Here is a 12,409-nt window from a genome sequence, read left to right on the forward strand (position 1 = left end):
ACGACCCCGGTCAGCGGGTGCGCTCGGCGCGGCGCAGCAGCCCGGCGGCGAGCAGCCCACCGGCCAGCACCGCCACCGCCCCGGCGGTCTGCCCGGTGACCAGCGCGGACGCGAACGCGTCGGTGACCTGGGCGCGTTCGGTCCCGCCCGTGGCGGCGGCCAGCGCGGCCGGGTACGACCCGGCGCCGGCCACCGCGACCGGCACCAACGCGGCGAACCGGGCGTTGAGCACCGCGCCGAGGACGGCGATGCCGAGGCTGCCGCCCAGCTCGGCCATGGTGCCGTCGATCCCGGCGCCGACGCCGGCCTTGGCCGGGGGGATGGAACTCATCACCGCCTCGACGATGGCCGGGTTGGCCAGGGCGCAGCCGAAGCCCATCACCAGCAGCCCGGTGAGCAGCACGGCGTAGCCGTCGGAGCGGACGTGGGTGATCAGGGTGAGGCCGGCGGAGAGCAGCACCATGCCCAGCGCGATGGCCCCGGGCACCCCGAGCCGGCGGATCAGCCGGGTGGCGACCCCGCCGAGGTTGAGCAGCACGATGGACAGCGCGAACGGCACCATGCGCAGTCCCGCCTCCCAGGCCGGGTAGCCGCGCACGAACTGGAGGTGCTGGGTGAGCAGGAACAGCGCGCCGGTGGAACCGAAGGTGATCAGGACGACGCCGGTGACCGCGCCGACGAACCGCCGGTCGGTGAAGAAGTGCATGTCCAGCATGGGGGCGGCGGTGCGCCGTTCCCATGCCACGAACGCGGCCAGCAGGAGCACGCCGACGCCGGCCGCGCCGAGCACCGGCGGTGCGGTGAAGCCGCGTTCGGGGCCGTCGATGATGGCCCAGACCACGCCGGTGAGGCCGGCGGTGGACAGCAGCACCCCGCCGAGGTCGGGCCGCCCGCCGACCGGGTCCCGGGACTCCGGCACCAGCACCCGGGCGGCCGCCAGGCAGACCAGCACGATGGGCACGTTGACCAGGAAGATCGCACCCCAGGGCAGGTGGGCGAGGATGATCCCGCCGATCGGCGGGCCGGCGGCGTAGCCGAGGGCGCTGGTGGCCGCCCAGATGCCGATCGCCCGGGAGCGTTCGGCACCGTCGAAGACCTGCATGGCGACGGCGAGGGTGGCGGTGACCAGCAGCGCCCCGCCGACGCCCATTCCGGCGCGGGCGGCGATCAGCTGGTCGCCGGAGCGGGCCAGCCCGGCGGCCAGCGAACCGACGCCGAACAGCACCAGGCCGGCGACGAGCATCCGGCGGCGGCCGTACCGGTCGGCGGCGCTGCCGGCGGTGAGCAGCAGCCCGCACTGCACCAGCGCGTACGCATTGATCATCCACTGGATGTCGGTGGTGCTCGCGTCCAGCTCGGTGGTGAGCACCGGCACCGCCACGGTGAGCACGGTGTTGTCCAGCACCACGGTCAGCTGGGCCAGGCAGAGCACCGCCAGGATCAGCCAGCGGGACCGCAGCGGGGTCGCCGGGCCGGGGCGCGCGGCGGACAGCGCGGTGGTCATCGGGGCGGGGCGTAGCGGGCGAGCGGGTTGGTGAGGGTGCCGGCGAACTGGAGCGCAGCCGACGGGTCGGCGAGGTCGACCATCTGCTGGTTGTTGCGCAGTTGCAGCCGGTTGAGGCAGGACAGGGTGAACTCCGGGGCGAACAGGTCGTGCCGGCGCAGCCGGTCGGCCAGGTGCGGCACCCGGGCGGCGTAGTCGGTCGCGCAGTCGGCGACGGTGCGCCAGAAGTCGTCCTCGTCGAGCACCCCGGCCCCGGCCAGCACGGCGTTGAGGTGGCGGAAGAAGCAGTCGAAGACGTCGGTGAAGATGGTCAGCAGCTGCTCGTCGTCGGGGATGGCGGCGCGGATCCGCCGCACCAGCGGTGGCAGGTCGGCGTCGGGGTCCATCACCACGATCTCCTCGGCGATGTCCTTGAAGATGACCCGCTCCACCGCGCCGTCGTGCAGCACCAGGATGACGTTCTCGCCGTGCGGCATGAAGGCCAGCCGGTGGGCGTAGAAGCTGTGCAGCAACGGCACCAGGTAGGCGTCGAGGTAGCGGCGCAGCCACACCTGCGGGGGCAGGCCGGACTCGGCGATCAGGGCGGCGGCCAGCGACCGTCCGTCACGGTCGGTGTGCAGCAGGGCGGCCATGGTGGACAGCCGCCGGCCGGGGGCCAGGCCGGGCACCGGGCTCTCCCGCCACAGCGCCGCCAGCATCTTGCGGTACGGCGAGTAGCGGTCGGTGGCCGCCTCGTACTGCGGGTGGCGGTAGCCGACGGCGGCCCGCTCGCGCAGGATCGTCAGCCCGGTGCCGGCGAGCACCGGGTCGCCGGTGACCAGGTCGACGAGCCAGTCGTTGATCGCCGGGGTGGCCTCCATGTAGGCCGCCGACAGGCCGCGCAGGAAGCCCATGTTCAGCACGGACAGGGCGGTCTTGACGTAGTGCCGGCGCGGGTCGGTGACGTTGAAGAAGGTCCGGATGGACTGCTGCGGCAGGTACTCGTCGGGGGCCTCGCCGAGGCAGACCAGCCGTCGGCGGGCGACCTCACCGGCGAAGGTGACGGCGAGCCGGTTCCACCACTGCCACGGGTGCACCGGGATGAGCAGGTAGTCGTCGGGGTCGAGGCCGGCGTCGGTCAGGGTGGTGGTGAACCGGGCCAGGGTGTCCGGGCCGAGTTCGGTGTGCAGCAGGGTGGCGTAGTCGAGGTCGGCGGCGCTGCTGAAGGTGGCGTGGTCGCGGTGCGCGGCGACCCAGACCAGCCGGACCGGCCGGCCGGCCTCCGGGGCGTACGCGTGGTATTCGCCGATGCCGAAGCCGAGGCGGCCGTTGTTGGCCACGAAGCACGGGTGTCCCTCGGTCATCCCCGTCTCGATGGCCTGGAAGTCGGCGCGGGCCAGTTCGTCGGCGTCCACCGCCGGCCGGGTCAGCTTGTACGCCGTGCCGGCCAGGGTGGAGGTGATCTCCTCCAGGTAGACGGGGAGCACCTGGTCGCTGAGGCCGAGCGCGCCGCGCAGTTCGAGGCAGAGGTCCACGGCGTCGAGCGGCAGCTCCTCGTCGCCGCGTCGCCGGGTGATGCTCTGCGGGTCGATCTGCCAGTGGTCGAGGGTGAACCGGCGGGCGGTGAAGCGGTACTCGACCGTGCCGTCGTCGCAGCGGACGGCCCACCGGCCGTCCCCGGTGGCGGCGGGTCCGATCAGGCGTTCGTGGGCGAACTCGGCAAGCGCCTTGGCGACCAGCAGCCGGTTGGCGTGGGCCCAGGTGGCGGGGGTCAGGTGGGCCACGGATGCGGCGGGGTTCACGCGGGCACGTCTCCTCGGGTGGCGGCCAGGAACTGGTCGCGGGTACAGACGCTGAGCAGGGCGTCCTTCTCCGGTTTGCGGATCGGTCCGACGACGGTGAAGCCGACGGCGGCGTTGAGGGCGTGCACGGCGGTGTTGCGCACGTCGGGTTCGACGACCACCCGTCGGGTGGCCGGGTCGGCGAACAGCCAGTGCAGGACGGTGGTGATGACGGCCCGGGTGAAGCCGTGCACAGGCTGGTCGGTGGGGGCGCAGAGGAAGTGCATGCCGACGTCGCCGGGCTGCGCGGGGTACAGACCGACCAGCTCGACCCGGGCCGGGTCGTAGCGTTCGGCGAGGAACGTCGCCTCGCCGCGCCACAGCCCGAGGTACGCGTCGTGGTGCGGATGGTCGGCGATCCCCCGGTACTCCCGGGCGACCCGGTCGACGTCGGCGTCCTGCATCAGCCAGAACGCCGACTTCGGGTGGGTCACCCAGCGGTGCAGCAGCGCGGCGTCGCCCTCCGGGTCGAGGGTGCGCAGCGCGAACTCGCCGAGTGCGGGGTCGTGCCGGCGGTGGACGACGTGGGTCACGGGGTGCCGCCCGCCGGGACGCCGAACTCCTGGAAGGCGATCCGGTCCTCGATCGGGTAGTGCTCGCGTCCGGTCAGCTCCCGGATGATCCAGGAGTTGCGGTACGGGCCCATGCCCAGGTCGGGTGAGGTGATGCTGTGGGTGTGGGTGCCGGCGTTCTGCAGGAACACCCCCCGGCCGGTGTGGTCGATGCTGTAGTTGCGGGCCACGTCGAAGCGGCCGTGGGAGTCGAAGCGCAGCCGGTCGCGGATCGGGTCGAGGAATTCGGGCACCCGGTAGTGGTAGCCGGTGGCCAGCACCAGCGCCTCGGTGTCGAGGGTGAGGTCCCGCTCCTGCTCGACCTGGCGCAGCCCGAGGGTGTAGCGGCCGGCAGCCTCGTCGTACCGGGCGCTGGTGAGTTCGGTGTTGGTCAGCAGCCGGGTCGGCACCGGCCCGTGCACCCGGTGGGCGTAGAGCAGGTCGAAGATGTCGTTGATCAGGTCGGCGTTGATCCCCTTGAACAGGCTCTTCTGGGTGCCCTCCAGCCGGTAGCGGGTGGCCTCGGGCAGCGCGTGGAAGTAGTCCACGTAGTCCGGGGAGGTCATCTCCAGGGTGAGCTTGGTGTATTCGAGGGGGAAGAAGCGCGGCGACCGGGTGACCCAGTTGAGCTGGTAGCCACAGGTGCCGAGGTCGGTGAGCAGGTCGTGGTAGATCTCGGCGGCGCTCTGCCCGCTGCCGACGACGGTGATGCTGCGCTTGGCGCGCAGCGCCGCCCGGTGCTCGCGGTAGCGGGAGTTGTGGATGACGTCGCCGCCGAGGTCCCGGCAGGCGTCCGGGACGTACGGCGGGGTGCCGGTGCCCAGCACCAGGTGCCGGGCCCGGTGGGTGACCCGTTCGCCGGCCACCTCGGCGTGCACCACGTACCGTTCGTCGGCGGGGTCGTAGGAGATGCCGGTGACCTGGTGGCCGAAGCGGACCGAGGGCAGCTTCGCCGCCGCCCAGCGGCAGTAGTCGTTGTACTCGTGGCGCAACGGGAAGAAGCTCTCCCGGATGTAGAACGGGTAGAGCCGGCCGACCTCCTTGAGGTAGTTGAGGAACGAGTACGGCGAGGTCGGGTCGGCCAGGGTGACCAGGTCGGCGATGAACGGCGTCTGCAGCCGGGTGGACTCCAGCAGCATGCCGGGGTGCCAGTCGAACTCGTCGCGGGCTTCGAGGAACAGGCCGTCGAGGTCGTCGAGCGGCGCGGTCAGACAGGCCAGCCCGAGGTTGTACGGGCCCAGCCCGACGGCGATGAAGTCGTGGGTCGACACAGGGGTTTTCTCCAGGGCGGGGTGGTCAGCCGACGGGGCTGGGCAGCTAGGCGGTGGCCCGGGTGCGGGCGTACCAGCCGGCGTGTTCGGCGATCAGGTCGCACACGTGGGCGATGTCGTCCAGGGTGGTCTCGGGGTTGAGCAGGGTGAGCTTGAGGTGGTGCGCGCCGTCGACCTTGGTGCCGGCGACCAGCGCCGCGCCGGAGGCGGCCAGCGCCTCCCGGGCGTACAGGTTGGCGTCGTCGACGACGTCCCGGCCGGCACCGGGGGGCAGGTAGCGGAACACCACCGTACTCAACTGCGAGCGGGTGACCACCTCGAAGCGGGGGTCGTCGGCGAGCAGCCGCCAGGCGGCGGCGGCGAGGTCGACCACCTCGTCGAACAGGCTGCCGATGGCGTCGGGGCCCATGGTGCGCAGGGTGAGCCAGAGCTTGAGGGCGTCGAACCGGCGGGTGGTCTGCAGGCTCTTGTCGACCTGGTTGGGGATCCGCCGCTCGGCCATCCGGGCCGGGTTGAGGTAGTCGGCGTGCCAGGTGGCGTGGCGCAGCACCCGCCGGTCCCGGACGACCAGGGCGCTGGAGCTGACCGGCTGGAAGAACGACTTGTGGTAGTCGACGGTGACCGAGTCGGCCCGTTCGATGCCGGCCAGCAGGTGCCGCCGGGTGGGCGAGACCAGCAGCCCGCAGCCGTACGCGGCGTCGACGTGCAGCCAGACCCCGGCGGCGGTGCAGATCTCGGCGATCCGGTCCAGCGGGTCGATGGTGCCGAAGTCGGTGGTCCCGGCGGTGGCGACCACGGCCAGCACGGTCTGACCGTCGCGACGGCACCGGTCGAGGGTCTCGGCCAGTTCGTCGGTGCGCATCCGCCGGCCGGCGTCGGTGGCGATGGTGAGCACCGCGTCGGCGGCGAGGCCGAGCAGCTTGGCGGCCTTCTGGACGCTGAAGTGTCCGGCGGTGGAGGTGATGATCCGCAGCCGGGACAGCACCTCGGGCCGGCTGGGCCGGTCGGGGCCGCCGCCGACGATCCGGGCGTACGCCTCCTCCCGGGCCAGCAGCAGCGCCTGGAGGTTGGACTGGGTGCCGCCGCTGGTGAAGACGCCGTCGGCGGCCGGACCGAAGCCGATCCGCCCGGCGGTCCAGTCGACCAGGCGACGTTCGATCAGGGTGCCGCCGGCGCTCTGGTCCCAGGTGTCCAGGGAGGAGTTGACCGCGCTGAGCACCGCCTCGCCGACCAGGGCGGGGATGACCACCGGGCAGTTGAGGTGGGCCAGGTAGCGGGGGTGGTGGAAGTAGACGGCGTCGCGCAGGTAGACGTCGTGCAGTTCGTCGAGGGCGGCGGCGGTGTCGCCGAGCGGTCGGTCCAGGTCGATGCCGGCGACCCGGGGGGCCAGCTCGTCGGGGGTGATGCCGGTGCCGGGCCGGTCGACGCCGGCCACCCGGGCCGCGACCCGGTCGATGCCCTCGGTGACGGCCCGACGGTAGTCCTCGACGGTGCCGGCGGTGAACAGGTGGGCGCGGGGCGGGGTGGGACGCGTCCCGGTCACGGGGGCCTCGATTGTGGATCCGGGCAGGCTCATGAGCAGTCCTCGACGGTCGGTGACGGGGGCGCGGGCGGGGGCGGGGGCGGGTCAGGTCGTCCCGGCAACCCAGTTGATCTCGCTGAGTTAGGCTACCCTAACCTAACTACTTGTCAATGCCGACACCCCCGCCCCGCCCACCGGCTCAGCCGACCGGGGCGGGCGCAACCACCGGCTCGGCCGGCCGGATCGCGCCCGGCCGGAACCGACGCTGGTGCCCCAGTCCGACCAGGACGCCGACGGCGACCAGCACCACCGAGGCGAGCGCGACGGCGGGATAGCCGACCCGGTCGGCGGCGGCCAGCCCGACCGAGGCCGCCAGGAACGAACAGATCAGCCCGAACGACGACAGCACGGTGAAGTCGGTCCCCCCGGTGCCCGGCCGCGAGTAGTCCATGTTGACCACGTAGAGCACCACGTTGGCCACCGTGTACGCGGCCATGAAGCAGCACAGCGCGGCCACCGTCGAACCCAGCGGCGCCCGCCCGTTGAGCAACGGCAGCAGCAGCACCGTGGAGACCGCGAGCGCCGCTCCCCCGACGACGAGCAGCCGCGCCCGGCCGAACCGGTCCACCCCGACCCCGGCGAGCAGGCCGGCGACGATCGCCGGTGCGCTGATCACCACACCGGTGACCACGCCGATGCGGGAAAGCGACCAGCCCGCGTCGACCAGCGCCGGGGTGACCAGGGCGTAGGCGGCACCGGCTCCGGTGTAGACCAGCGGCACCACGCCGAAGGTCCACCAGCGGCAACCGGGCTGCCCGAACACCGACAGCAGCGCCCGGTACGCCTGCCCGGCGCCGGCCACCCGGGCGACCCGGTCCGGTTCCCGCAGCCGCCACACCACCACCAGGCCGACGGCGGTCAACGCGGCCAGCAGACCGATCGCCGGCAGCCAGCCGAACCGGTCGTAGACCAGCACGCACGCGCCGCCACCGAGCAGGTTGCCCAGGTAGCTCGCGGCGACCTGGATGCCGTTGCCGGCACCCCGCGTCCCCTCGGACAGCACCCGGACGGCGACCGCGTCGACCGCGATGTCCTGGGTGGCGGAGAGGAAGACGTAGGCGGCGCAGATCGCCACCACCGGGCCGAGCTGCCGGGTCGGGTCGGCGAACGGCAGCAGCGCCAGCAGGCTCAGCACCAGACCCGCCTGCAACGGCAGCAGCCAGGACCGGTAGTGCCCGTGCCGGCGGGAGCCGTACCTGTCGAGCAGCGGGGCCCAGAGGAACTTCAGCGGCCAGACCAGGCCGACGAACTGGAGCAGGGCCAGGGTGTCCAGTGAGGTGCCGCCGTCGCGCAGGATGGCGGTCAGCCCGACGGTGATGAACCCGATGCCGAGATACTGCGTGACGTAGAGCGTGGTGAGCGTGCCGAGGCGTCCGGTCACCGCGCGCTCCAGTAACCCAACGCGGTGAGCTGCTGCTTGCCCAGACCGAGGGTGCGGCGCACGTGCCGGGTGAGCGCGCGGGTGCTGCCCGCCTCGCAGGCCAGCCAGTAGTGGGCGTCCGGCGCGGCCGGCAACTCCGCCCGGACGGTGTCGACGAGCTGCTGCCCGTCCTGCCCGCGCGGCACCCAGGTGACCCGGTGCTGCTCCCCGGCGCGGGGGGTGAGTGCCTGCTCCCCGGGGTGGGCGTACTCCAACCAGACCGTGGCGGGGATGTCGGCGGCGGCGTCGAGCAGGCTGTTCACCGCCGGCAGCGAGGCGGCGTCACCGACCAGGTAGAGGTGGGCGGGGACCGGGTCGGGCAGGGCGAAGGCGCTGCCCTGCAGGGTGGCCACGATGGTGTCACCGACCTGCGCGCCGGCCGCCCAGCGGGCCGCGCAGCCGTCGTGCAGGGCGAACTCCAGGCTGAACCGGCCGGTCGCCGGGTCCGGGTCGACCAGGGTGTACGCCCGCTGGTGCGGGCGGCCCGCGTCGTCGAACCAGAGCCGGATCCACATGGTGGGGTGCACCTTGGCCGCCGCCAGCAGGCCGCCGTCGTCCATCAGCAGACGCCGGTAGTGGTCGCCGACCGGCTCGGTGCCGCGCACGGTCAGCCGGAAGTCCCGACCGCCCATGGCCTTGAGCACCAGGGCCTCCCAGTTCCGTTTCACACGCCCTCCAGGTAAGGTCCGCCTAAGTTAGGCGAGGGTAACTTACCTGGGGAGTCCTGTGGAGAGTGGGACCGGCACGCAACCGGGCGGTCGTCCGGCCACCGGCGTGCACCGCGATCGGTGGGGCGTACCGCACCTGTGGGCCGACACCGTCGACGAGCTGGCCCGATGGCAGGGCCGGGTGGCCGCCACCGACCGGGCCTGGCAGCTCGAGGTCGAACGGTGGCGGGCCGAGGGCCGGCTCGCCGCTCACGTCGGGCCGACCGAACGCGACTGGGACCGGTTCGCCCGGCGCTCCCGCCTCGACGACACCGCCCGGCGCTGCTTCGAACGGCTCACCCCGGCCACCCGGCGCTGGGTCACCGCGTACGCCGACGGGGTCAACGACGCGTTGCCGGCCGGCGCGGCGGCGGCCCCGGAGTTCGCCGCCACCGGCAGCACGCCCGGCCGGTGGCGACCCTGGACGCCGCTGGGCGTGTTCCTGGTCCAGCACATCCTGTTCGGCACCTTCCCGCAGAAGCTGTGGCACGCCCACGTCGCCGCCACCCTCGGCCCGGACGCGACCGAGCTGTTCGCCGTCGAGGGACCCGGCGGCTCCGGCAGCAACGCCTGGGCGCTGCCCGCCGACCCGCTGACCGGACGCGGGCCGGTCATCGCCGGTGACCCGCACCGGCTGCTCGAACTGCCCGGCATCTACCAGCAGATCCGGCTCGCCTGCCCCGAGTTCGACGTGGTCGGGCTGGCCTTCCCCGGCGTGCCGGGGCTGCCGCACTTCGGTCACGCCGGTGACGTCGCCTGGGCGGTCACCAACGCGATGGCCGACTACCAGGACCTCTACCGCGAACAGTTGCGCCGCGACGGCGACCGGGTGCTGGTCCGCGACGCCGACGGCTGGGTGCCGGCCCACCGGCACGTCGAACGGATCGAGGTACGCGGCGGCGCGACCGAGACCGTCGAGGTGATCGAGACCCCGCGCGGGCCGGTGATCGACCACGACCGGCACACCGGCGAGGCACTCAGCCTGCGCACCCCGACCCGGGTCACCGGGAACCTCGGCTTCGAGGCGCTGCTGCCGCTGCTACGGGCCCGCACCGCCGACGACGTCGCCGACGCGCTGCGTGGCTGGGTCGAACCGGTCAACAGCGTGCTCGTCGCCGACCGGCACGGCACGGTACTCCAACTCGTCGCCGGCCTGGTGCCGCAGCGCGACGACAGGTGCCGGCGCGAACCGGTGCCCGGCTGGGAGCCCCGCTACCGGTGGTACGGCGACTACGCCACGGCCAAGCCCGTCGAGGTCGGCGGGCCGGCGGTCTGCGCCAACGACCGCCGCGACGACACCGCCGCCCTCGGCGTCGACTTCGCCCCGCCGCACCGGGCCCACCGCATCCGTGACCTGCTCGCCGACGGCGTCACCGCCCCCGACGTGCACACCGACACGCTGCTGGGGTCGACGGTGCTACGCGACCTGCTCGCCCGGCTCGACCCGACCCCGCTGAGCGCGCCGGCCCGACGCCTGCGGGACCGGCTGACCGGGTGGGACGGCCGGATGGCCGCCGACAGCGTCGACGCGGGGGCGTTCGCCGCCTGGCGGGCCGCGCTGGTCCACCGGCTGGCCGCGCACCCGGCCCTGGCACCGCTGCACTCCCCCGGCGGCTTCGACCCGCTCTTCGCGCCGTGGACCGACCCGCTGGCCCGCATCGGGCACGCCGTGGAGGGGGTGGTCGCCGGGCTGCCCCGCCTGGGCGGTGCGGTCGGACCGCTCGCCGCCGCCGCGCTGGAGGACGTCGCCGCCGGCGACCCACCCGGCCCGTGGGGGCGGCGGCACCTGCTGCACCCGCTGCACCTCGGGGTGTCCGACGCGGTCACCGAACGGGTCGCCGCGATGCGGGCGGCCACCGCGCTCGGCGGTGACACCAACTGCGTACTGTCCACCTCCAGCGTGCCGGGGGTCTCCGACGCGTGCTGGCGCGGGCCGGTCGCCCGGTACGTGTGGGACCTCACCGACCGGGCGGCGAGCCGCTGGATCGTCCCCTTCGGCGTGTCCGGCCGCCCCGACGACCCGCACTTCGCCGACCAGTTGCCGCTGTGGGCCACCGGTGGGCTGATCCCCGTCGACACCGGCTGGCACACCCTGACCCCCGCACCCCGAGACGAGGACCCCGTGACCTACCAGGAACAGATCCCCGGCTTCGGTGAGCTGACCCTCACCGTGGTCGACCCGGACGCCCACGCCACGCTGCTGCACGGCTGGGTGACCGAGCCCCACGCGACGTTCTGGGGCATGGGGTCGTACACCGTCGAGGAGGTGCGCGAGGTCTACGCGTTCGTCGACGGCCTGAGCACCCACCACGCGTACCTGATCGGGTTGGACGGCACGCCGGTGGGCCTGTTCCAGACCTACCAGCCGGAGGCCGACCCGGTCGGGGAACGCTACCGGGTACGCCCCGGCGACATCGGGATGCACCTGCTGCTCGCCCCGGGCCGGCGGCCCCCGCGCGGGCTCACCGACGCGATCGGCCCGGCGCTGGCCCGGTTCCTGTTCCGCGACCCCACCCGGCTGCGGATCGTGGTCGAACCCGACGTGCGCAACCGGTTCGCGCTGCGCCGGCTGGAACGGGAGGGGTTCACCTTCGCCGACGAGATCGACATGCCCGACAAGCGCGCGCAGTTGGCGTTCCTCACCCGGGAGCGGTTCGAGGCGGACCATCCCGTCCCGGCGTGAGCCGCCCGTCGAGCCACCCGGGCGGGGCCGCCGGACGGGCCGGCAGGCCGGTCAACAGGTACGGATCCTGCCGTTGTGGCCGGCAGGCACCAGTCGTCCCGCGTACGCCCAGCCCTGCAACGGGTCGGACGACTGGGACGAACGCATGTCGTCCCCGGGATCGAGTCGTGGCCAACGGATCTTGATCCAGACGCCCGCGACCTCGTCGTCCAGCACCGGATCGAAGCTCGTGGTGGTCGAACAACCGGCATAGACCAGCGTCTTGTCCCAGGCCGCACCGGCCCGCCTGCCCTCCGCCTCCGGCGAGGTACGGACGAACAGGTGTCCGGGAGCGACAACGAGATACGGTGCCAGATCACCTGGCGGGGGCGGAACGTCGGCATACCTCGCAGCCCGCTCGAGTGCCTCTTCGCGGGTGAGTTCCCTGGCGCCGTTCTGGAAGATGTTGGCATTGTTGATGACGTCGGCGGCCTGACCACCGTTCTGCGCCTGCTTGTTGCCGGTGCCACCGGTCTGGGACTGACTGTCGCCGGTCCCGCCCTCCTGGTCGGACTGGAGGCAGGCCACCACACCGAACACGACGGTCGCCACCACGCCGCACACCGCGACCGTCAGGTTCTTCCGGTTCCAACTCCACACCATGGCGATCACTCCGCAGTTCGGCACCGGCCCCGGATGAGCGTGACCGTGGACGAGCACCGGGCGATTCGCCCGGATTATCGACCTCCGATCAATACAAGCACCAGTTTCGATGCCCACCAAGGCCGCGAACTGTCCCGAAGGCGACACCGGTTCACGTCGACCCCACAGGTCCGTCGCCCCGGCCGCCGGCCACGAGCGGGTAATCGGGTCGCGGTCGGGCGGGCCAGCG

General features: G+C 73.2%; 9 protein-coding genes and 1 pseudogene. 2 read left to right on the plus strand and 8 right to left on the minus strand.

The window, feature by feature from the left end:
- Positions 1–10: 10 nt before the first annotated feature.
- The 7 genes from ACN260_RS14465 to ACN260_RS14495 form a co-directional block, all read right to left on the minus strand.
- Complete coding sequence (locus ACN260_RS14465) at positions 11–1,504, minus strand: MFS transporter (protein WP_422756461.1); 1,494 nt, start codon at positions 1,502–1,504, stop codon at positions 11–13.
- Positions 1,501–3,285 (minus strand): IucA/IucC family protein, encoded by a 1,785-nt coding sequence (locus tag ACN260_RS14470; protein ID WP_422756462.1) that lies wholly within the window; start codon positions 3,283–3,285, stop codon positions 1,501–1,503. The genes ACN260_RS14465 and ACN260_RS14470 overlap by 4 nt, the downstream gene beginning before the upstream one ends.
- Positions 3,282–3,857 (minus strand): GNAT family N-acetyltransferase, encoded by a 576-nt coding sequence (locus ACN260_RS14475; RefSeq protein WP_422756463.1) that lies wholly within the window; start codon positions 3,855–3,857, stop codon positions 3,282–3,284. The genes ACN260_RS14470 and ACN260_RS14475 overlap by 4 nt, the downstream gene beginning before the upstream one ends.
- On the minus strand, positions 3,854–5,146 hold the full coding sequence (locus tag ACN260_RS14480; protein ID WP_422756464.1) for a lysine N(6)-hydroxylase/L-ornithine N(5)-oxygenase family protein: 1,293 nt from the start codon (positions 5,144–5,146) through the stop codon (positions 3,854–3,856). The genes ACN260_RS14475 and ACN260_RS14480 overlap by 4 nt, the downstream gene beginning before the upstream one ends.
- 46 nt (positions 5,147–5,192) lie before the next feature.
- Entirely contained in the window at positions 5,193–6,722 is a 1,530-nt protein-coding gene (locus ACN260_RS14485) for a pyridoxal phosphate-dependent decarboxylase family protein (protein WP_421481982.1), read from the minus strand.
- Positions 6,723–6,867: 145 nt separating this feature from the next.
- On the minus strand, positions 6,868–8,109 hold the full coding sequence (locus ACN260_RS14490) for an MFS transporter (RefSeq protein WP_421481980.1): 1,242 nt from the start codon (positions 8,107–8,109) through the stop codon (positions 6,868–6,870).
- Positions 8,106–8,816 (minus strand): siderophore-interacting protein, encoded by a 711-nt coding sequence (locus tag ACN260_RS14495; RefSeq protein WP_422756465.1) that lies wholly within the window; start codon positions 8,814–8,816, stop codon positions 8,106–8,108. The genes ACN260_RS14490 and ACN260_RS14495 overlap by 4 nt, the downstream gene beginning before the upstream one ends.
- A 106-nt stretch (positions 8,817–8,922) precedes the next feature.
- Here ACN260_RS14495 and ACN260_RS14500 point away from each other — a divergent pair.
- Positions 8,923–10,953, plus strand: a pseudogene (locus tag ACN260_RS14500) (penicillin acylase family protein); the annotation flags it as partial.
- 24 nt (positions 10,954–10,977) lie between these two features.
- Complete coding sequence (locus ACN260_RS14505; RefSeq protein WP_422756715.1) at positions 10,978–11,538, plus strand: GNAT family N-acetyltransferase; 561 nt, start codon at positions 10,978–10,980, stop codon at positions 11,536–11,538.
- A gap of 51 nt (positions 11,539–11,589) precedes the next feature.
- Here the strand turns inward: ACN260_RS14505 and ACN260_RS14510 are convergent, their stop codons facing one another.
- Positions 11,590–12,189 (minus strand): hypothetical protein, encoded by a 600-nt coding sequence (locus tag ACN260_RS14510; protein WP_422756466.1) that lies wholly within the window; start codon positions 12,187–12,189, stop codon positions 11,590–11,592.
- Positions 12,190–12,409 lie beyond the last annotated feature (220 nt).

Source organism: Micromonospora sp. WMMD708 (assembly GCF_049315245.1).
Taxonomy (GTDB): Bacteria; Actinomycetota; Actinomycetes; order Mycobacteriales; family Micromonosporaceae; genus Micromonospora; species Micromonospora wenchangensis.

Excerpts from the sequence above, each read along its gene's own strand:
- ACN260_RS14485 (WP_421481982.1), bottom strand. The coding sequence starts at position 6,722 with ATGAGCCTGCCCGGATCCACAATCGAGGCCCCCGTGACCGGGACGCGT.
- ACN260_RS14465 (WP_422756461.1), bottom strand. The coding sequence starts at position 1,504 with ATGACCACCGCGCTGTCCGCCGCGCGCCCCGGCCCGGCGACCCCGCTG.